Raw genomic sequence first — 20,530 nt, forward strand, 5'->3', positions numbered from 1 at the left:
GCAGTTCAGGCCGATCATGTCGATGCCGAGGGGCTCCAGCGCGGTCAGGGCCGCGCCGATCTCGGAGCCGAGCAGCATGGTGCCGGTCGTCTCGACGGTCACCGAGACGATCAGCGGTACGGAGTGGCCGGTGGCCTCCATGGCCCGGCGGGCGGCGATGACGGAGGCCTTGGTCTGGAGCAGGTCCTGCGTGGTCTCCACGAGCAGCGCGTCGGCGCCGCCGGCGAGCAGGCCCTCGGCGTTCTGCTGGTAGGCGTCCCGGATGGCGCCGAAGGTGGTGTGGCCGAGGGTGGGCAGCTTGGTGCCGGGTCCCATCGAGCCGAGCACCCAGCGCTGCTGCCCGGTGCTGCGGGTGAACTCGTCGGCCACCTCGCGGGCGATCCGGGCACCTGCCTCGGACAGCTCGGTGACGCGCTCGGGGATGTCGTACTCGCCGAGGGCGGTGAGGTTGGCGCCGAAGGTGTTGGTCTCCACGCAGTCCACACCGGCGTCGAAGTACTCGGCGTGGACCGAACGGACGATGTCCGGCCGCGTCAGGTTGAGGATCTCGTTGCAGCCCTCGAGGTTCTCGAAGTCCTCGAGCGTGGGGTCCTGCGCCTGGAGCATGGTGCCCATGGCTCCGTCGGCCACGACCACTCGGGTGGCCAGGGCTTCTCGGAGCGCGGACACGCGGGCCCGGCTGTCGGTGGAAGGGGTCGGCGGCAACGCGGCCATGAAAGGGGCTCCCTCGGATGCGACGGCTGTCGGCTTTGCGGCTTCCCGGACAGCCAGGGGGCATCCGGGGAAGGGCGCACCGCGCCAGCGTAACCGGGAGTGGGCTTGGATGGGCAGCGCGTCCACGGGGCGGACTCCGGTGGCATCGAAAGGCCCACTTGGGTGACATGTCGGTCGACCGGGCGCAACAAATGGCGGCCAGCCATTAGCGAGAGGTCGACATCGACCGGTAGTGTTCGACATTGCCGAACGAGGGCTGTGGTGACGCTCGTCGGCGGTCGAAGGGGACGGAGGCAGTACGGCGATGGCACGGAACATCCAGTCGCTCGAACGGGCGGCCGCGATGCTGCGGCTGCTCGCGGGCGGCGAGCGGCGGCTCGGCCTGTCGGACATCGCCTCGTCGCTGGGCCTGGCCAAAGGCACCGCCCACGGCATCCTGCGCACCCTCCAGCAGGAGGGCTTCGTGGAGCAGGACGACGCCTCCGGGCGCTACCAGCTGGGCGCGGAGCTTTTGCGCCTGGGCACCACCTACCTCGATGTGCACGAGCTGCGGGCGCGCGCCCTGGTGTGGGCCGACGACCTGGCCCGCTCCAGTGGCGAGAGCGTCTACCTGGGCGTCCTGCACCAGCAGGGCGTGCTGATCGTGCACCACGTCTTCCGGCCCGACGACAGCCGGCAGGTCCTGGAGATCGGGGCCATGCAACCGCTGCACTCCACGGCCCTGGGCAAGGTGCTGTCCGCCTACGACCCGGTGGCGCACAGCGAGGCGCTGGAGGCCGACCGCAAGGCGTTCACCGACCGTACGGTGTGCGAGCCGGAGGGCTTCGAGCACATCCTCGACGTCACGCGTGCGCGTGGGTACGCGGCGGACGTGGAGGAGACCTGGGAGGGCGTGGCCTCCATCGCTGCTCCCATCCACGACCGGCGGCGCATGCCGGTCGGCTCGGTGGGCATCACGGGCGCCGTGGAACGGCTGTGCCGGCCCGACGACGAGGGAACGCTGCGGCCCGAGCTCATCGCGGCGGTACGGGACTGCGCCCGCGCGGTCTCGCGAGACCTGGGCGCCGGGCGGTTCTGAGGGCACACGAGCGAAACCGGGGCGCCGCGGGGCGTTCCGGTCCTCGGCATGTCCGCGCTCACCTGCGGCAAAGATCACCTGGGCGGCGGCGATCAGTAACGATCAGATTTTCGAGTCCACAGCCCTTGACGTGCTCGTAACGCCGAAGCAAGACTCCCGTCCATCGGTCGACATTGTCGAACAGCTACCGGCAATACGCGCTAGAGTGTGACAACGCCAGGCCGGTATCGAACTTCCCTGGACGTAGGACAAAGGAGTCGCGGGTGTCCAGCTCCGACATCTTCATCGGCGAGACCATCGGTACCGCCATACTCATCCTCCTCGGCGGCGGCGTCTGTGCCGCCGTCACGCTGAAGGCCTCCAAGGCACGCAACGCCGGCTGGCTCGCCATCACCTTCGGGTGGGGCTTCGCGGTGCTCACGGCCGTCTACACCTCGGCGCCGCTGTCCGGCGCCCATCTGAACCCGGCCGTGACGCTGGCCATCGCCATCAAGGACGGCGACTGGAAGAACGTCCCGGTCTACTGGGCCGGCCAGCTCCTCGGTGCCATGATCGGTGCCGCTCTGGTCTGGATCGCTTACTACGGTCAGTTCCACGCCCACCTCACCGACCGCGAGATAGTCGGCGGCCCGGGTGCGCAGGACACCACGGCCAAGGCCGTCGAGGCCCAGGAGAAGGGCGCCGGCCCCGTGCTGGGCGTCTTCTCCACCGGTCCCGAGGTCCGGATCGCCTGGCAGAACGTCGCCACGGAGGTCATCGGCACCGTCGTGCTGGTGCTCGCCGTGCTCACCCAGGGCCTGAACGACAAGGGCAACGGCCTGGGCAACCTGGGCGCCCTGATCACCGCGCTCGTCGTGGTCTCGATCGGCCTGTCTCTCGGCGGCCCGACGGGGTATGCGATCAACCCGGCCCGTGACCTCGGTCCGCGCATCGTGCACGCCCTGCTGCCACTGCCCAACAAGGGCGGCTCCGACTGGGGCTACGCCTGGGTCCCCGTGGTGGCTCCGCTGATCGGCGGCGCCATCGCGGCGGGCATCTACAACGTCGCATTCGCCTAGGAGCGATTCCCCGCCCTGACGGGAAACTTCCAGCACGCGCCGTACGTAAAGCCCCATAAACCCGGAATGACCAGGAGCACACAGTGACCGACGCGCACACCGCCGGCCCGTTCATCGCCGCCATCGACCAGGGCACGACCTCCAGCCGCTGCATCGTCTTCGACCGCGACGGCCGGATCGTCTCCGTCGACCAGAAGGAGCACGAGCAGATCTTCCCGAAGCCGGGCTGGGTGGAGCACAACGCCACCGAGATCTGGACCAACGTCCAGGAGGTCGTCGCCGGGGCCATCGAGAAGGCCGGCATCACCCGCGACGACATCAAGGCCATCGGCATCACCAACCAGCGCGAGACGACCGTGCTGTGGGACAAGAACACCGGTGAGCCCGTCCACAACGCCATCGTCTGGCAGGACACCCGCACCGACGCCCTCTGCCGCGAGCTCGGCCGCAACGTCGGCCAGGACCGCTTCCGCCGCGAGACGGGCCTGCCGCTCGCCTCCTACTTCGCCGGCCCCAAGGCCCGCTGGCTGCTCGACAACGTCGACGGCCTGAAGGAGCGCGCCGAGGCGGGCGACATCCTCTTCGGCACCATGGACACCTGGGTCATCTGGAACCTGACCGGTGGTACCGACGGCGGCAAGCACGTCACGGACGTCACCAACGCCTCGCGCACGATGCTCATGAACCTGCACACCATGCAGTGGGACGAGAAGATCTGCGAGTCCATCGGCGTCCCGCAGCAGATCCTGCCCGAGATCCGCTCCTCCGCCGAGGTCTACGGCGAGATCACCGGCGGCAAGCTGGGCGACCTGCTCGGCGGCATCCCGGTCGCCTCCGCGCTCGGCGACCAGCAGGCGGCCCTGTTCGGCCAGACGTGTTTCGCCGAGGGCGAGACGAAGTCGACCTACGGCACCGGCACCTTCATGGTGATGAACACCGGTGACAAGATCATCAACTCGTACAGCGGCCTGCTGACCACGGTCGGCTACAAGATCGGCGACCAGAAGACGGTCTACGCCCTGGAGGGCTCGATCGCCGTCACCGGTTCGCTGGTGCAGTGGATGCGCGACCAGATGGGCCTGATCTCCACCGCCGCCGAGATCGAGACCCTCGCCCTGTCGGTCGAGGACAACGGCGGCGCCTACTTCGTGCCGGCCTTCTCCGGCCTGTTCGCCCCGTACTGGCGCTCCGACGCCCGCGGTGTGATCGCCGGCCTCACCCGGTACGTCACCAAGGCGCACCTCGCGCGCGCCGTCCTGGAGGCCACCGCCTGGCAGACGCGGGAGATCGCCGACGCCATGACGAAGGACTCCGGCGTGGAGCTGACCGCCCTCAAGGTCGACGGCGGCATGACCTCCAACAACCTGCTGATGCAGACCCTCGCCGACTTCGTGGACGCCCCCGTGGTGCGCCCGATGGTCGCCGAGACCACCTGCCTCGGTGCCGCCTACGCCGCCGGTCTCGCCGTCGGCTTCTGGAACAGCACCGACGACCTGCGCGCCAACTGGCGCCGGGCCGCCGAGTGGACCCCCCGCATGGACGCGGAGACCCGCGCCCGTGAGTACAAGAACTGGCTCAAGGCCGTCGAGCGGACCATGGGCTGGCTCGAGGACGAGGAGTAAGAAACAGCATGACCACCAAGTCCACCCTGCAGTCCGTGCCTGCCCTGGGGACGCACCCGGCCTCCGGCTCGAACCCGAGCCGAGCCGAGACCAGGGAGCAGCTCTCCAAGGCGTCGTACGACCTTCTTGTGATCGGCGGCGGCATTCTGGGCATCTCCACCGCCTGGCACGCCGCGCAGTCCGGCCTCAGGGTGGCTCTGGTGGACGCCGGCGACTTCGCCGGCGCCACGTCCTCCGCCTCCTCCAAGCTGCTCCACGGCGGTCTGCGCTACCTGCAGACCGGCGCGGTGAAGCTGGTCGCGGAGAACCACTTCGAGCGCCGTGCGGTCTCCCGTCAGGTGGCCCCCCACCTGGCGAACCCGCTCACGTTCTACCTCCCCGTGTACAAGGGCGGGCCGCACGGCGCGGCGAAGCTCGGCGCGGGCGTCTTCGCCTACTCCGCGCTCTCCGCGTTCGGTGACGGCGTCGGCCACCTCCTGTCCCCCGCCAAGGCGGCGCAGGACGTGCCGGAGCTGCGCACCGAGAACCTCAAGGCCGTGGCCGTCTACGGCGACGACCAGATGAACGACGCCCGCATGGCGCTGATGACGGTCCGCGGGGCCGTCGAGGCGGGCGCGGTCGTCCTCAACCACGCCGAGGTGACGGGCCTGCGCTTCACGCAGGGCCGGGTCACCGGCGCCGAGCTGAAGGACCGCCTGTCCGGCGACGAGTTCGGCGTCGACGCCCGGCTGGTGCTGAACGCGACCGGCCCGTGGGTCGACCACCTGCGCAGGATGGAGAACCCGAACGCGGCGCCGTCCATCCGCCTGTCGAAGGGCGCGCACCTGGTCCTCAAGCGCACCTCCCCCTGGAAGGCGGCGCTCGCGACCCCGATCGACAAGTACCGCATCACCTTCGCCCTCCCCTGGGAGGACATGCTGCTGCTCGGCACCACCGACGAGGTGTTCGAGGGCGACCCGGCGGACGTCTCGGTCACCGAGCGGGACATATCCCAGATCCTCGACGAGGCCGCCTTCTCGGTCCGCGACCAGCAGCTGAGCCGCGACCTCATCACGTACTCCTTCGCCGGCCTGCGCGTGCTGCCGGGCGGCCCCGGCGACACCGCCAAGGCCAAGCGCGAGACGGTCGTGACCGAGGGCCGGGGCGGCATGCTGTCCGTGGCGGGTGGCAAGTGGACCACCTTCCGCCACATCGGCCGGACGATCATGAAGAAGCTGGAGGCGCTGCCGGGCCACCCGCTGGGCGACGACTTCGAGCCGATCAGCGCGCTGCCGAAGAAGCTGCCGCTGCCCGGCATCGCCAACCCGCGCGCGGTCGCCCACCGGCTGCTCACCGACCGCCCGGCGCCGGGCCCGCGCATGGCGGCGGACACGGCCAGGCACCTGGCCACGCACTACGGCTCGCTGGCCTTCGACATCGCCCGCCTGGCCAACGAGAGCCCCGAGCTCGCCGAGCGCGTCCACCCGGACGCCCCGGAGATCTGGGCGCAGGTCGTCTGGGCCCGGGACCACGAGTGGGCCGAGACGCAGGACGACGTGCTGCGCCGCCGCACGACGCTGACGATCCGCGGCCTCGCCACGGACGACGTCCGCGCCAAGGTGCAGGACCTGCTCGACAAGAAGTAGGTACGGGCACGGGGGACCCCATCCCGGCAGGGGCGGCTCCACGCCGACGGAGCCGCCCCTGCCGCGTTTCCGTGGCCGCATAATGACCTGATACGTCGGAGGTCTTAAACGCACAGGGAGGCCGCCATGGCAGTCACCGACGAGGCGATCGAGAAGATCAAGGGGATGATCGTCTCGGGCGCGCTGCGCCCGGGCGACCGTCTGCCCAAGGAGAGCGAACTCGCCGCCGAGCTGGGCTTGTCGCGCAACTCCCTGCGGGAGGCCGTGCGCGCCCTGTCGCTGATCCGGATCCTCGACGTGCGGCAGGGCGACGGCACCTACGTCACCAGTCTCGACCCTCAACTGCTGCTGGAGGCGATGAGCTTCGTCGTCGACTTCCACCGCGACGACACGGTCCTGGAGTTCCTGGCCGTACGCCGCATCCTGGAACCGGCGGCGACCGCCATGGCGGCGCTGCGGATCAGCGAGCAGCAGCTGGACGCGCTCGGCGCCCAACTGGACAAGCTCGGCGACACCCCGTCCGTGGAGGATCTCGTCGCCTGCGACCTGGAGTTCCACCGGGGCATCGTGCAGAGCTCGGGCAACTCCGTGCTGTGCTCGCTGCTCGACGGTCTGTCGGGCCCCACGACCCGGGCCCGGATCTGGCGCGGCCTCACCCAGGAGGACGCCGTCGCCGGCACCCTGCGCGAGCACCGCGCGATCCTGGCCGCCCTGCGCGACCGGGACCCCGAGGCGGCGCGCTCGTGGGCGACCGTCCACGTCGCGAGCGTGGAGCAGTGGCTGCGCTCCACCCTGTGACCAGGGCCCCGCGGACTGCCCGGAGGCGTCCGGGGTGTTCAGGAGCGGATCACGGGGCAGTGATGGGGTCACTCCCCCTGTAAGGGGGCTGCGGGCGCCCCCGCGGCACGCCGTAAGGTTGGGTGGTCAAGCGAGGGCACGTCGGAAGGAGGCGCTGGGTGATCGAGCTCGAGGGGGTTCCCGAGCTGGTCGACCCGGTCATGGTGGCCGCGTTCGAGGGCTGGAACGATGCCGGCGACGCCGCCTCCACCGCGGTCGCGCATCTGAACCGGGAATGGAAGGGCGAGGTCTTCGCGGCGCTGGACGCCGAGGACTACTACGACTTCCAGGTCAACCGCCCCACGGTGTTCATGGAAGCGGGCGTCCGCAAGATCACCTGGCCCACGACCAGGCTGTCGGTGGTCCGGGTCGGCGGCGAGAAGCCGCGCGACCTCGTCCTCGTCCGGGGCATCGAACCGTCCATGCGGTGGCGTTCGTTCTGCAACGAACTGCTGGGCTTCGCGCACGAACTGGGGGTGGAACTGGTGGTCGTCCTGGGCGCCCTGCTCGGCGACACCCCGCACACCCGTCCGGTTCCGATCAGCGGCACGACGTCCGACCCGGACCTGGCCCGGCGCATGGACCTGGAGGAGACCAAGTACGAGGGCCCCACGGGCATCGTCGGCGTCCTCCAGGAGGCGTGCACGCACGCGGGTGTCCCGGCCGTCTCGCTGTGGGCCGCGGTGCCGCACTACGTGTCGCAGCCGCCGAATCCGAAGGCCACCCTGGCCCTGCTGAACCGTCTCGAGGACCTGATCGACGTGCGCATCCCGCTGGGCGAGCTGCCCGAGGACGCGCGCGCCTGGCAGGTCGGCGTGGACCAGCTGGCCGCCGAGGACAGCGAGGTCGCCGAGTACGTCCAGTCGCTGGAGGAGGCCCGGGACACCGCCGAGCTGCCGGAGGCGTCCGGGGAGGCCATCGCCCGGGAGTTCGAGCGCTACCTGCGGCGCCACGACGGCGGCGGGCCGTCCGCGCCCGGCGGTCACGCCACGGCGGACGGCAGCGACAGCACGTCGTACCTGCGGGACAACCCCAGCGGCCGCACCCGCCCGCCGAAGCCGCCGAAGCCGGGCAAGGACGACGACGAGTCGTCGGAGGACTGAGGCGAAGCACCGCACGGTGCCGCACCGCACGTCACAGGGGCGTCTCCCGGCCGGGAGACGCCCCTGTTGTTTCTGTTCCGTGGGCTGCAGCGCTACAGCGCTACGCCCAGCAGCGCGTCCACCGCCCGGGAGACCACCCCGGGCGCGCCGATGTCCGTGCCGCCGTCGCGCTCCTGGAGGGCGACCCAGCGGTCGACCGCGGCGAGCGCGGCCGGGGCGTCCAGGTCGTTCGCGAGGGCCTCGCGGATCTCGTCGACGAGCGCCTCCGCCGGCGGCCCGTCGGGCCGGGAGACGGCGGCCCGCCAGCGGCCGAGCCGTGCGACGGCGTCCTGGAGGACCTGGTCGGTGTACTCCCAGTCGGCGCGGTAGTGGTGCGCGAGCAGGGTGAGCCGGATGGCGGCCGGGTCGACGCCGTCGTGCCGGAGCCTGGAGACGAACACCAGGTTGCCCTTGGACTTGGACATCTTCTCGCCGTCCAGGGCGACCATGCCGGCGTGCACGTACGCCTTGGCCATGGGGAACTCGCCGGTGAGGGCCTGGGCGTGCGAGGCGCCCATCTCGTGGTGCGGGAAGGCCAGGTCGGAGCCGCCGCCCTGGATGTCGAAGCCCATGCCGAGGTGGTCGAGGGCGATGGCCACGCACTCGATGTGCCAGCCGGGGCGTCCGCGCCCGAGGGATCCGCCGTCCCAGCTGGGCTCGCCCTCGCGGGCCGCCATCCACAGCATCGGGTCGAGCGGGTTCTTCTTGCCGGGGCGGTCCGGGTCGCCGCCGCGCTCGGCGGACAGCAGCCGCATCGCCGCGGCGTCGAGGTTCGAGACCTTGCCGAAGTGCGGGTCGGACTCGACGGAGAAGTAGACGTCCCCGTCCAGGTCGTAGGCCGCGCCGGCGTCCCGGAGCCGTTCGACGAGCGGGACGATGCCGGGTATGGCCTCGACCGCGCCTATGTACTGGCGCGGCGGGAGCATCCGCAGGGCCGTCATGTCCTCGCGGAAGAGGGCCGTCTCCTTCTCGGCGAGCGCGGCCCAGTCGACGCCGTCACGCTGCGCCCGTTCCAGGAGCGGATCGTCGACGTCGGTGACGTTCTGGACGTAGTGAACCTGCCGCTTGGTGTCGAGCCACACGCGCTGCACGAGGTCGAACGCGTTGTAGGTCGCCGCGTGTCCCAGGTGTGTGGCGTCGTAGGGGGTGATGCCACAGACGTAGATACGGGCGACGGGACCGGGGTCGAGGGTGACGAGGCCGCCGGTCGCGGTGTCGTGGATCCTCAGGTCGCGGCCCTGACCAGGCAGGGCGGGGACCTCGGAAGCGGGCCAGGCATGCATGCCTTGAGCCTAACCGGACTGAAGTTCCAGATACGAATGGGAGCGGGCCACACGACCGAGAAGGCGCTCTTGCGGTGGCCCTGCGACTGTGCTGCTACACGGGTGGCCAGGGGATCGCCGGCCACTCACCGTTCGGCTCCGGGTGGGTCCCCGAGGCGAGCAGGGCAGCGACGCGTGCGCGGGTGGCCGTTATCTCGGCGCCGGTGATCAGCGGTTCGAGCCGCGCGGCGAGCGTCCCGCCCTGCGCCAGGTCCTTCCTGAGCCCTTCGAGGACGCCGATGGCCTCCTGGGTGAGGGGCTCCCCCGCCCAGCCCCACAGCAGGGTCCGCAGTTTGTTCTCGGCGTTGAAGGTGACGCCGTGGTCGATGCCGTAGAGCCGCCCCTCACCGGTGGGCAGCAGGTGCCCGCCCTTGCGGTCCGCGTTGTTGATGACCGCGTCGAGGACCGCGAGCCGCCGCAGCCGCTCGTCGTCGGCGTGCACGAGCAGCGCGGTGCGTCCCTCACCGACCTCGGCGAAGCCGATCGCCTTCCAGCCCGGTTCCGGTTCCTCCCCGTCGAGCAGGGCGAGCAGTTCCGCCTCGGGGCTCACCTCGACCCACAGCTGGCACATGCCCTCGCCATAGGGGCCGTCGCGCAGCACGGTGGGCGGCACGAGGCTCCAGCCGGTCGCCTCGGAGACCTCGTACGCGGCGACCTCGCGCTGGGCCAGCGTCCCGTCGGGGAAGTCCCACAGGGGCCGCTCCCCCGCGACCGGCTTGTAGACGCAGGCCGCGTCCTCGCCGTCGTAGGACACCGTGCAGTACAGGGCCGCGTTGGAGGCCTCGCGGATGCGTCCGCGTACGGTCAGTTCGCCGCGGGCGAGGAGCTCGGCGGCGTTCGCGGGAGGCGTCACGCTCCGCGGCGGTATCCGTTCTGGCGCGGACATACGTGTCCTTCCGGGTCGAGCGGGAGGCTGCACAGCGGGCACGGCGGCCGTCCGGCGTTGACGACGTCGAGGGCGCGCTTGGCGAAGGCCCTGGCCTGTGTGCCGGTGAGCCGGACGCGCAGCATCGGCGGCCCGTTCTCCTCGTCCTGGAGCAGCCGCTCCTCGGCCTCGGCGAGGTCCTCCTCGGATTCCGCGTCCAGCTCCACGAGCGCCTGCGCCTCGACGATCATGAGCTGCTCGTCGCCGTCCCAGGCGAGCGCCATGGTGCCGACCCGGAACTCCTCCTCGATGGGGGTGTCCAGCGGGGCGGTGTCGGTGTCCGAGGGGGCGACGGCGGGGACGTGGGCGCTGCCGCCACTACGGCGTACGACCTCGTCGAGCAGTTCGTCCATGCGCTCGGCGAGGGCGGCGACCTGGGTCTTCTCCAGGGCCACGCTGGTCACCCGGGAGCCGGCGGAGGCCTGGAGGAAGAACGAACGGCGCCCGGGCAGTCCGACCGTACCGGCCACGAAGCGCTCCGGATGGTCGTAGAGGAACACCTGACGGGACACGTCCTGTCTCCATTGGGATCGTGGGGACCGTGTGACCACGGCACTGCTGCGACCGCTTCACCCTACTGCGGTGAACGATCACGGTGCGCCCGCACCACCCCCGACTTCGGCCTCGCCGCCCGGCGCTTCCTCGCGCGGCACGAGGGACGTGAAGTCACCGGTGTCGCCGAGCCGGACGAGAAAGGGCCGCAGCCGGGTGTAGCGGATCGCTGTGATGGAACACGGTTCGACGGAAATCCGCTGGAAGAGGTCCAGGTGAAGCCCGAGGGCGTCCGCCACGAGCGACTTGATGATGTCGCCGTGCGAGCACATCAGGTAGACGGCGTCGGCGCCGTGGTCGCGCTCCACGCGCGCGTTCCACTCGCGTACGGCCTCGGCGGCGCGGGTCTGCATGGACCGCATCGACTCCCCGCCGGGGAAGGCCGCCGCGGAGGGGTGCGCCTGCACGACCTCCATCAGCGGCTCGTCCTTGAGTTCGGCGAGCTTGCGCCCCGACCAGTCGCCGTAGTGGCACTCGCCGATGCGTTCGTCGGTGTGCGGGCTCAGTTGCGGCCGGGCGTCGAGGAGGGGCTGGATGGTCTCCTGGCAGCGCTGGAGCGGACTGGTGACGATTTCGGCGAGGGGCAGTTCGGCCAGCCGCCCGGGGAGCGCGGCGGCCTGTGCGGCGCCGCGCTCGTCGAGGGCGACGCCGGGCGTCCAGCCGGCGAGGAGTCCCTCGGTGTTGGCGGTGGAGCGTCCGTGCCTGACCAGGATCAGCGTGGGCATGCGGTCCAGCGTAGGCGCACGCGCGCGTGCGGTGTCGTTCGAGTGACGGGAGAGTTCCTTCGTGATCGTCGACTGTGCCATCTACCGCGAAGGACAGCGGGCGGAAGGGCCCGAGGACCTTTCCGACGCCCTGGGTGAGGCCCGCACGGCGGGCGGGTTCGTGTGGATCGGGCTGCACGAGCCGACGGAGGACGAGTTCGACCATGTGACCCGGGAGTTCGGGCTGCACCCGCTGGCCGTCGAGGACGCCCTCAAGGCCCATCAGCGGCCCAAGCTTGAGGTGTACGACGACTCACTCTTCGTCGTGCTCAAGCCCGTGGCGTACGAGCCGCAGAGCGACACCGTGTCCTCCGGCGAGATCATGATCTTCCTGGGCGACTCGTTCGTGGTGACCGTCCGGCACGGCGAGGGCTCCCCGCTCAAGGCCGTGCGTCACCGGCTGGAGCAGGAGCCGGAGCTGCTGGGCAAGGGCCCCACGGCCGTGCTGTACGCGGTCGCCGACGCCACCGTCGACCACTACCTGGACGTGGCCACCGAGTTGCAGACCGACCTGGAGGGGCTGGAGGCGGAGGTCTTCTCGCCGGACGGCGGTGGCTCCCGGAACACCGCGTCGCGGATCTACGACTTCAAGCGGCAGGTCCTGGAGTTCCGCCGGGCGACCGGGCCGCTGGCCCCGCCGATGAGCCGGCTGGCGGGCACGGCGACGTCCGGGGTGGCCGTGCCGTTCGTCGACGACCGGGCCCGGCCGTTCTTCCGCGACGTCAGCGACCACCTCACGCGCGTGAACGAGTCCGTGGAGAACCTGGACCGGCTGGTGTCGGACATCCTCTCGGCGCACCTGGCGCAGATGAGCGTCCGGCAGAACGACGACATGCGCAAGATCTCCGCGTGGGCTGCCATGGCCGCGATCCCCACGATGTTCGCGGGGATCTACGGCATGAACTTCGAGCACATGCCCGAACTGCGGTACGTCTGGTCCTATCCGGCGCTGATGGCCCTGATGGCCGTCCTGGAGGTCATGGTCTTCCGGCTGTTCAAGCGCCGGGGCTGGCTGTAAGCCGGACCGGCTCAGGCGAATTCGGGCTCCGGGGTCGCGGGGCCGCCCAGGGCGTTGCGGCGCTCGGGCGGCGTCAGTGACACCATCCGGCGCCAGCCGCCCACGCGTTCGTAGGCGTACATCGCGTGGATGCCCGCCGCGAGCACGGCCGACTTGGCCTTGGACCAGCCGAGGATGCGGCCCATGTGCGCCATCACGGCGAGGCTGACGTCGCGGTAGATCCGGATCTCGGCGAGCGCGCACTCGCGCAGGGTGCGCTGGATGACCCGGCCGTGGCCCGCGTAGGCGAAGCGCAGCAGTTCCTCGTGGCAGTAGGCGAGGTGGTTGTCCTCGTCGTGGGAGATCTGCTTGACCGCGCGGCCGATGTCCGGGTGGTCGGCGAAGTGCTTGCGGAGCAGGTCCATCTGCTCGGAGGCGCGCTGCTCGGTGACCCTGCTGTGCGAGAGGTAGGTGACGATGTCCCGGACCGTGAGCCGCTCGTCTCGCCTCAACTGCTCGTGCGCGAGGCCGATGCCGTTCTTCTCCAGGAGCATGGTGTAGTCGGTCTCGGGCGGGACCGGGACGGAGTCGAGGCCGCGCTTCTTCAACAGGGCGTTGAAGATCCGGCCGTGCTTGTCCTCGTCGGCGCCGTGCCGGCTGATCTTGGGGGCGAGTTCCCGCTCGGCCTCGGGCACGAGCGCGGCGATACGGGCGTTCTCCCAGCCGCCCTGGGACTCGCCGCTCGCGGCGATGGAGCAGAACAGGGCGAAGGACTCGTCGTTGTCGAGGATCTCCTGGAACAGACTCTTGGCCGAAAGCATCGTGGGCACCTCTCCCGCGCGCGTGGGCGTACTGCGGCATTCCGCAGGGTTCCGCGAACAACGAGTCAAGTGCGGGGTGGAGGACGCTGCAACAGGTGTGAGGGACAACTCCGCCGAATGGAGGACGCGCGGGGCCGGACGGCCGGGCCGGAGAAGAGGCGGCGGTGCCGTAACCGCGGGCGGCCCCGGCGCGTTGTTCCGCGTGACGGCCGTGGCGGGGAAGACCCCCGAGCCCCCACCACGGCCGCTGAAACCTCCCGTCGGGTTCAGGCGAGTCCGGCGCGCTCCAGGGCCTCCGTGCCGGCCCTGAGGGACGCGAGCCGCTCGTCGAGCGTGAAGCCCGCCGGCGCGAGGGACAGGGTGGTGACGCCGGCGGCGGCGTAGGCCTTCATCCGGTCCGCGATCCGGTCGACGGAGCCGAGCAGGGTCGTCTTGTCGATCAGGTCGTGCGGCACGGCGGCCGCGGCGCCCTGCTTGTCGCCGGAGAGGTACTTGCTCTGGATCTCGGCGGCCTCCTGCTCATAGCCCATGCGCCGGGCGAGCTGGTTGTAGAAGTTCTGCTTGGGGCTGCCCATGCCGCCGACGTACAGCGCGGTGTAGGGGCGGAAGGTGTCGGCGAGCGCGGCCACGTCCTTGTCGTCCCCGACGGCGAGCGGCAGGGTCGGGCAGACGTCGAACCCGTCGAGGGTCTTGCCGGCCTTCTCGCGCCCGGCGCGCAGGTGCGTGATCGTGGTGTCCTCGAGGTGCTCGGCGGACGGGAAGATCAGCAGGGCGCCGTCGGCGATCTCGCCGGTCTGCTCGAGGTTCTTCGGGCCGATCGCGGCGATGTACAGCGGGATGTGCTCGCGCTGCGGGTGCACGGTCAGCTTGATCGGCTTGCCGGGGCCGCCGGGCAGGGGCAGCGTCCAGTGCTGTCCCTCGTAGGACAGCCGTTCGCGGGTCATGGCCTTGCGGACGATCTCGACGTACTCGCGGGTGCGCGCGAGCGGCTTGTCGAACTTGACGCCGTACCAGCCCTCGGAGACCTGCGGGCCCGAGACGCCGAGACCGAGGCGGAAACGGCCGCCGGAGAGGGAGTCGAGGGTGGCGGCGGTCATGGCCGTCATCGCGGGCTGACGGGCCGGGATCTGGAAGATGGCGGAGCCCACGTCGATGCGTTCGGTCTGCGCGGCGACCCAGCTCAGTACGGTGGCGGCGTCGGAGCCGTAGGCCTCGGCGGCCCAGCAGACGGCGTACCCGAGCCGGTCGGCCTCCTGGGCGACGGCCAGGTTGTCCGCGTCCATTCCGGCACCCCAGTAGCCGAGGTTGATACCGAGCTGCATGCCACTTCCCCTTACCGATCAGTAACGTGCCTGTGCGGGCACCTTAGCGCGCGGGCCGTGGGAGGTACACGGCCACCACCGGCCCCTTGTCCACGTGAGTGAACAGGAATCATGGTCGCGACCATTGACGCGCCCCGGGCAAGTCCCTACCTTCACCGCAGAAAGCGCTTTCCCCACCCATCTTCCGACGACGGACGGAGAGGCAAGGATGAAGCGAGCACTCCCCTCGAGACTCCCGGCGGTGCTGGCCACACTGGCCCTGGCGGCGACGGGCACGCTCGCACCGGCGGCCGAGGTCTCGGCCGCGACCGGCAGCGCCACCGGCTACGCGACCCAGAACGGCGGGACCACCGGCGGCGCCGGAGGCCGGACGGTGCGGGCGACCACGGGAACGGCGATCCACCAGGCGCTGTGCGGCCGGGCGAGCACGAGCACCCCCCTCACCATCGAGGTCACCGGGACCATCAACCATGCCAACACCAAGAAGGTGTCGGGAGGCAGCTGCGACACCGCGGACGGCGTGATCGAGCTCAAGAAGGTCAGCAACGTGACCCTCGTCGGAGTCGGCAGCGGCGCCGTCTTCGACCAAGTGGGCATCCACGTCCGCGAATCGACGAACATCGTCGTCCAGAACGTGACCGTCCGGAACGTCAGGAAGTCGGGCTCCCCCACGTCCAACGGCGGAGACGCCATCGGCATCGAGCGCAACGTCCGCAACGTCTGGATCGACCACACGACCCTGGAGGCGTCGGGCGGCGAGGCGCAGGGCTTCGACGGCCTGCTCGACCTCAAGGACAACACCCAGTACGTGACCCTGTCCTACAGCGTCCTGCGCAACTCCGGCCGGGGCGGCCTCGTCGGGAACAGCGAGAGCGACCGCTCCAACGGCTTCATCACGTACCACCACAACCGGTACGAGAACATCGACTCGCGTGCCCCGCTGCTGCGCGGCGGCATCGCCCACCTCTACAACAACCACTACGTGCGTCTCAACGAGTCCGGCATCAACTCCCGGGCCGGCGCCCGCGCCAAGGTGGACAGCAACTACTTCGAGGACTCCAAGGACGTCCTCGGCACCTTCTACACCGACGAGGCCGGCTACTGGCAGGTCGGCGGCAACGTCTTCGACAACGTGACCTGGTCCCGCCCCGGCAGCGAGAACCATCCGGCCGGTCCCGACCCGAAGTCCACCACCACGGTCGCGATCCCGTATTCCTACCGTCTCGACGCGGCGGGCTGCGTGCCGGCCGTCGTGAGCCGGACGGCGGGCGCGAACAAGGGGCTTCAGGTGTCGGACGGGTCGTGCTGACCGAGGACGACGGGCTGCGGCCGGCCCCGGCGCGGCCGACCGGCCGCCCGGGGAAATCCGCCCCCCGCGACCACCCACACGTAGGTTCTGGCCAGTAATCTCGGCGTTCATGGAGCAGAGGCATCTCGGCCGCACCGGCCTTCGTGTGTCCCGCATCGGGCTCGGCACCCTGACCTGGGGGCGGGACACCGACGAGCACGACGCCGCGGACCTGATGAAGACGTTCTGGGAAGCGGGCGGGACCCTCGTCGACACCGCGGACGTGTACGGGGACGGTGAGGCCGAGTACCTGCTCGGCAGGCTCATGGAAGGGCTGGTGCCTCGCCGGGACCTGGTCATCTCCACCAAGGCCGGCAGCGTGCCGGACCCGGAGCGTCGCTTCGACGGCTCCCGCGGTCATCTGCTCTCCGCGCTGGACGCCTCGCTCGCCCGGCTCGGCACGGACCACGTCGACCTGTGGCACGTGCACGCCTTCGACCCGGACACCCCGCTGGAAGAGACCCTCCAGGCCCTCGACCTGGCGGTCTCCAGCGGGCGTGCCCGGTATGCCGCCGTCTCCAACTTCTGCGGCTGGCAGCTGGCCAAGGCCGCGACCTGGCAGCTGGCGGCGCCCGGCACCCGGACCCGCTTGGCCGGTACGCAACTGGAGTACTCCCTCCTCCAGCGCGGTGTGGAGCGGGAGGTGCTGCCGGCCGCGCTGGACCTGGGCATCGGCCTGCTGCCCTCCTCGCCGCTCGGGCGCGGCGTGCTGACGGGCAAGTACCGGGGCGACACGGTGCCGCCGGACTCGCGTGGCGCCTCGGAACACCTCGCGCCCTTCGTCGCGCCGTACCTCGACGACACGGCGAGCCGCATCGTGGACGCCGTCGCGACCGCGGCCGACGGGCTGGCGGTGACGCCGCTCCAGGTGGCCCTGGCGTGGGTGCGCGACCGGCCCGGCGTGGCCGCCCCGATCGTCGGCGCGCGCAACGCGCAGCAGCTCACGGCGGCATTGTCAGTGGAGACCCTTAGTCTTCCTGACGAGATCTGCCGGGCGCTCGACGATGTGTCGGTTCCCGTGCACCGCTATCCCGATCACGACTGGAGCACGCTGTGAGCACGGAGCCCGAGACCACGGAGAACGCCGAGCCGGGGACGCCGGGCGCCGAGGTCACACCGGCCGAGGGGGCCGGCGGTGGTGAGGCGGCCGATGCCGGTCCTGCGCCCCGCACCGCGGGCGGTGACGCGGGCTCCGGGGAAACGCCCGGGGCGAAGAGCGGCGACGCGGGCATTGAAAGCGGTGACGGGGACGCGGGGCGGGGGCCCGAGGCCGACAGCGGCGCGGCGGGCGCCGGGGCCGACACCGGGGGCGGTGACGGGGACGCGGGGCAGGGGACCGAGGCCGAGAGCGGCGCGGCGGGCGCCGAGGCCGACAGCGGCGCGGCGGGCGCCGGGGCCGACACCGGGGGCGGTGACGGGGACGCGGGGCAGGGGACCGAGGCCGAGAGCGGGGACGCGGGCGCCGGGGGCGACACCGAGGGTGCGGGGCAGGCGTCCGAGGCGGACAGCGGTGACGCGGGCGGTGCCGGGCAGATGTCCGAGGCGGAGGCCGAGCTTCGGGCGCAGCAGGTCGAGCGGGAGCGTATCGAGCAGCGCAAGGCAGAGAAGAAGGCGCCGATCGAGAGCGGCACCAAGCTGAGCGGCACGGCCGCCGATCTGCTCGCGGCCGTACGGGCCGTCGAGAGCGGCGAGAAGCCGGTGGCCACGGTGTTCGAGGAACCCCCGCCCGCCCCGCGGCGCCAGGCACCCGAGCCGGAACGGCGGCCGCAGCCGGTGGCTCCCGAGCCCGTCGCCGCCCCGGCCGCTCCGGCGCCGGAGGCGGTTCAGGCCGTCCGGCGGGTGCTCGGCGAAGGCGGTGCGCCGGAGGTGCTCGCCCCGCAGGTCGCCGCGGTTCTCGGTGAGGACGCCCCCGGACACCTGCGCGCCGACCCCTGGCAGCTGCTGCGGATCGCCGGCGTGCGTCCCGAGCAGGCCGACGGTTTCGCGCGGGCCCTGCTCGGCGCCGAGTGCGGCCCGGACGACGAGCGGCGCGGCCGGGCCCTGACCGGCTGGCTCCTGGAGCAGGCGGCCCTGGCCGGGCACACCGCCCTGGAGATGCCCGCGCTCCTCGCGGCCCTGGCGCAGCGGGGTGTGCCGGACCCCGACGGCGCCGTGCAGGGCGCGATCGCGGAGGGCGAGGCCCTGGTCTTCCAGGACGCCCTGGAGGAGGAGGCCGGTACTCCCCCCCGGGCCGCCGAGGACGGCACGGAGGAGGACGAGGAGCGTCCGGTCCGTGTCCTGGTCGGGCTGGAGCGGTACGCGCTGGCGGAGGAGAGCCTGGCCGACGGCCTGGCCCGGCTGGTCAACTCGGCTCCGAAGCAGGACGGTTCGGCCGCGGACTGGGAGCGGGCCGCCGCCGCGGCCCAGGGCTCCACCGCGGAGCTGATCCGCGCGGTGGCCGGTCAGGGCCTGGTGCTGCACACCGGCGGAGAGGCGTCCCTGGCCGAGCCCGCGGCCCTGCTGAACGCCGCCCGGTCGCTCGGGCTGCGGGCCTGGGCGGCCACGCACGGACCGATCGGCCGCGACCGTTTCGCGGCTCTGCTGCGGAGCGCCGACGGGTCGGCGGGCGAAGCGGCCGACGCCGCCCGGCATCCGGGTGCGGCCGCCGGGGACGCGCCCGGCGCTGCCCCGAGCACCGGTCTCCCCGTCGCCACCGTCGCCGGACTGCTCGCCGGCCTCGAAGGGCCCGGCCGGGACGCGGACGGGGCCCTCGATCTCGATCTGCTCGTCGTGCTCGACGCGCCTCAGCTGGATGTCGAGACGGCGGCTCTGCTGACCGAGTCGATGCCGGACGGGGCACGGCTGGTCCTGGCGGGAGACCCGGCGGTGCTGTGGTCCGTGGGCCCGGGCCGGGTGTTCGCGGACCTGCTCGCGGCGCGGATCTGCCCCCAGGTGGCCTCGCGACGGCCGGACCCGGGGCCGCTGGGCGAGCTGGTCTCCGGTGTCGGCATCGGCGAGCTGAACAAGGTCGAGGCTCCCGGCAAGGAGCTCGTGATCGTGCCGGTGCGCGATGCGGGCGAGGCCGTGCACCGGGCGGTCCAGCTCGTCGTGGACTCGGTGCCGCGGGCGATCGGTGTGCCGGCGGAGGAGACCCAGGTGATCACCCCCGGGCACGGCGGGGCCGTCGGGACGCGGGTGCTCAACGCCGCGCTGAAGGAGCGGCTCAATCCGGGCCCGGGCCGCTTCGGCGGGTTCGACCCGGGTGACCGGATCGTCCACTCCCCCGTGCCGGGGCGTGCGCTGCCGGGACGGGTGGTGACGGCGGACGCCGAGGGGCTGCATCTGTCGTGCGGGGGCGAGACCGTCGTCGTCCCGAAGGAGCGGGTGGAGCAGTCGGTGCGGCACGGGTGGGCGCTGACCGCGCACCAGGCCGTGGGGAGCCGGTGGCCCGCGGTGGTCGTCGTGCTTCCCGGCGATGCGGCCCAGGCACTGAGCCGGCCATGGGTGTACACGGCGTTCAGCCGGGCCGACCGGCATCTGTCCGTGGTGCACGGGGTGGAGCAGGCACTGCCCCGTGCCGTGGCCGAGGTTCCGGCGAAGCCGCGCACGACCCGGCTTCCGGTGCTGCTCGCGCCACAGGTCAGCGGCGCGTGACGGGGGTGGTGGTCAGGGGCCCGCGCCCCCGGCCACCACCCCCGTGGTCGTCGGCGTGTGCGCTCAGCGGCGGTCCGCGTCCAGCGGCTCCAGGTCCTCGTCCAGGTCGCCGTCGAGCTCGTCCTCCAGGGCGTCGCCGTCCTCGTCATCGTCGTCGATCTCGTCGTCGAAGACGGCGCTGACGTCGAAGCGGCAGACCACCTGCTGCGGGTCGACCTGCTCGAAGGGCGCCTCCAGCCACTCGCCGGGATCGGCCGGTTCGTCCGCCGCCGTCACCCAGAGCGTGGAGTCGCCCTCCTCCAGCCCGAACTCCTTGTGCCGGGAGGCGATTTCGTCGGGCTCGAACTCGCCGAACAGCAGCCCGAGCGCGCCGTGCACCGTCCCCGAGGCCGGAGAGCCGTCATCGCCCTCCGCGGCCTCGATCCGCTCTGCCTGCGCCAGCAGACGCTGCGGTTCGGAGACGGCGTAGTCACGACGGATCAGTACGCTCAGCGCGTTGGGTTCCTCGGGGCCCGTGTACGGGGGCAGTGCGTCCTCCGCACCGGGGATCTCGAAGGGCGTGACCTCGTCGTAGCGGTCGTAGAGCAGTTCGTCGTACACCTCTGCGGCCGCGGCCAGCTGGTTGAACGCCTCGAACACGGCCGGGTCGTCCTCCCCCGACCTGCGTTCGACCGCGGCCAGGTGACGGTCGAGCGCGGTCTTGACCGCCTCGGCGGCGGCGCGTACCTCGGCAGCGGTGGGCTGCGCAGCATCAGACATAGTGCAGACGC

At 71.7% G+C, this 20,530-nt stretch carries 17 protein-coding genes and 1 pseudogene; 10 read left to right on the forward strand and 8 right to left on the reverse strand.

The genetic code is table 11. The features are described 5' to 3' along the window. The coding region (locus tag AB0F04_RS32860; protein ID WP_362048415.1) for a homocysteine S-methyltransferase family protein at positions 1 to 714 on the reverse strand (714 nt) is incomplete at its 3' end. A 304-nt stretch (positions 715 to 1,018) separates the two neighbouring features. On the opposite strand from AB0F04_RS32860, the gene AB0F04_RS32865 reads away from it, so the two are divergent. From AB0F04_RS32865 to AB0F04_RS32890, 6 genes are all read left to right on the forward strand, one after another. Then, positions 1,019 to 1,792 (forward strand): IclR family transcriptional regulator, encoded by a 774-nt coding sequence (locus AB0F04_RS32865; protein ID WP_362048418.1) that lies wholly within the window; start codon positions 1,019 to 1,021, stop codon positions 1,790 to 1,792. A gap of 263 nt (positions 1,793 to 2,055) precedes the next feature. After that, positions 2,056 to 2,850: an MIP/aquaporin family protein gene (locus AB0F04_RS32870; protein WP_362048421.1), complete on the forward strand. Its 795-nt coding sequence runs from the start codon at positions 2,056 to 2,058 to the stop codon at positions 2,848 to 2,850. 83 nt (positions 2,851 to 2,933) lie between these two features. Continuing rightward, positions 2,934 to 4,472, forward strand: coding sequence for a glycerol kinase GlpK (gene glpK, locus AB0F04_RS32875; protein WP_362048424.1), 1,539 nt, complete (start codon positions 2,934 to 2,936; stop codon positions 4,470 to 4,472). 8 nt (positions 4,473 to 4,480) lie between these two features. After that, positions 4,481 to 6,097 carry a glycerol-3-phosphate dehydrogenase/oxidase gene (locus AB0F04_RS32880; protein WP_362048427.1) on the forward strand — a complete coding sequence of 539 codons (1,617 nt, stop codon included), beginning with the start codon at positions 4,481 to 4,483 and terminating at the stop codon, positions 6,095 to 6,097. Between the two features lie 126 nt (positions 6,098 to 6,223). After that, positions 6,224 to 6,895 (forward strand): FadR/GntR family transcriptional regulator, encoded by a 672-nt coding sequence (locus tag AB0F04_RS32885; RefSeq protein WP_362048430.1) that lies wholly within the window; start codon positions 6,224 to 6,226, stop codon positions 6,893 to 6,895. Positions 6,896 to 7,053: 158 nt separating this feature from the next. Continuing rightward, positions 7,054 to 8,037 (forward strand): PAC2 family protein, encoded by a 984-nt coding sequence (locus AB0F04_RS32890; protein WP_053673933.1) that lies wholly within the window; start codon positions 7,054 to 7,056, stop codon positions 8,035 to 8,037. 92 nt (positions 8,038 to 8,129) lie between these two features. Here AB0F04_RS32890 and mshC read toward each other — a convergent pair whose 3' ends face one another. The 4 genes from mshC to AB0F04_RS32910 form a co-directional block, all read right to left on the reverse strand. Beyond that, the gene (gene mshC, locus AB0F04_RS32895) at positions 8,130 to 9,359 is read right to left on the reverse strand and encodes a cysteine--1-D-myo-inosityl 2-amino-2-deoxy-alpha-D-glucopyranoside ligase (protein WP_362048433.1); all 1,230 of its coding nucleotides are present in this window, start codon (positions 9,357 to 9,359) and stop codon (positions 8,130 to 8,132) included. 94 nt (positions 9,360 to 9,453) lie between these two features. Further along, positions 9,454 to 10,284 carry an SCO1664 family protein gene (locus AB0F04_RS32900; protein ID WP_362048436.1) on the reverse strand — a complete coding sequence of 277 codons (831 nt, stop codon included), beginning with the start codon at positions 10,282 to 10,284 and terminating at the stop codon, positions 9,454 to 9,456. Further along, positions 10,248 to 10,835, reverse strand: a complete 588-nt coding sequence (locus tag AB0F04_RS32905) for a DUF3090 domain-containing protein (protein ID WP_248507471.1) — start codon at positions 10,833 to 10,835, stop codon at positions 10,248 to 10,250. Before AB0F04_RS32905 ends, AB0F04_RS32900 begins: the two co-directional genes overlap by 37 nt. 78 nt (positions 10,836 to 10,913) lie before the next feature. Further along, positions 10,914 to 11,600 carry a histidine phosphatase family protein gene (locus AB0F04_RS32910; RefSeq protein WP_362048439.1) on the reverse strand — a complete coding sequence of 229 codons (687 nt, stop codon included), beginning with the start codon at positions 11,598 to 11,600 and terminating at the stop codon, positions 10,914 to 10,916. Positions 11,601 to 11,661: 61 nt separating this feature from the next. Between AB0F04_RS32910 and AB0F04_RS32915 the strand changes: the two genes are divergently transcribed. Next, complete coding sequence (locus AB0F04_RS32915) at positions 11,662 to 12,657, forward strand: magnesium and cobalt transport protein CorA (protein WP_362048442.1); 996 nt, start codon at positions 11,662 to 11,664, stop codon at positions 12,655 to 12,657. A gap of 11 nt (positions 12,658 to 12,668) precedes the next feature. Here AB0F04_RS32915 and AB0F04_RS32920 read toward each other — a convergent pair whose 3' ends face one another. After that, the gene (locus tag AB0F04_RS32920) at positions 12,669 to 13,457 is read right to left on the reverse strand and encodes a ferritin-like domain-containing protein (RefSeq protein WP_362048445.1); all 789 of its coding nucleotides are present in this window, start codon (positions 13,455 to 13,457) and stop codon (positions 12,669 to 12,671) included. A 266-nt stretch (positions 13,458 to 13,723) separates the two neighbouring features. Next, complete coding sequence (locus tag AB0F04_RS32925; protein WP_362048448.1) at positions 13,724 to 14,779, reverse strand: LLM class F420-dependent oxidoreductase; 1,056 nt, start codon at positions 14,777 to 14,779, stop codon at positions 13,724 to 13,726. A 208-nt stretch (positions 14,780 to 14,987) separates the two neighbouring features. On the opposite strand from AB0F04_RS32925, the pseudogene AB0F04_RS32930 reads away from it, so the two are divergent. From AB0F04_RS32930 to AB0F04_RS32940, 3 genes and pseudogenes are all read left to right on the forward strand, one after another. Then, positions 14,988 to 16,085, forward strand: a pseudogene (locus AB0F04_RS32930) (pectate lyase); the annotation flags it as partial. Between the two features lie 112 nt (positions 16,086 to 16,197). Next, positions 16,198 to 17,184, forward strand: a complete 987-nt coding sequence (locus AB0F04_RS32935; protein WP_362048451.1) for an aldo/keto reductase — start codon at positions 16,198 to 16,200, stop codon at positions 17,182 to 17,184. Continuing rightward, complete coding sequence (locus tag AB0F04_RS32940) at positions 17,181 to 19,760, forward strand: ATP-binding domain-containing protein (RefSeq protein WP_362048454.1); 2,580 nt, start codon at positions 17,181 to 17,183, stop codon at positions 19,758 to 19,760. Before AB0F04_RS32935 ends, AB0F04_RS32940 begins: the two co-directional genes overlap by 4 nt. A gap of 63 nt (positions 19,761 to 19,823) precedes the next feature. Here AB0F04_RS32940 and AB0F04_RS32945 read toward each other — a convergent pair whose 3' ends face one another. Further along, positions 19,824 to 20,519, reverse strand: coding sequence for a hypothetical protein (locus AB0F04_RS32945; RefSeq protein WP_362048457.1), 696 nt, complete (start codon positions 20,517 to 20,519; stop codon positions 19,824 to 19,826). Between the last annotated feature and the right edge of the window lie 11 nt (positions 20,520 to 20,530).

The sequence above is a fragment of the Streptomyces sp. NPDC029041 genome, from assembly GCF_040637515.1.
Lineage (GTDB): Bacteria > Actinomycetota > Actinomycetes > Streptomycetales > Streptomycetaceae > Streptomyces.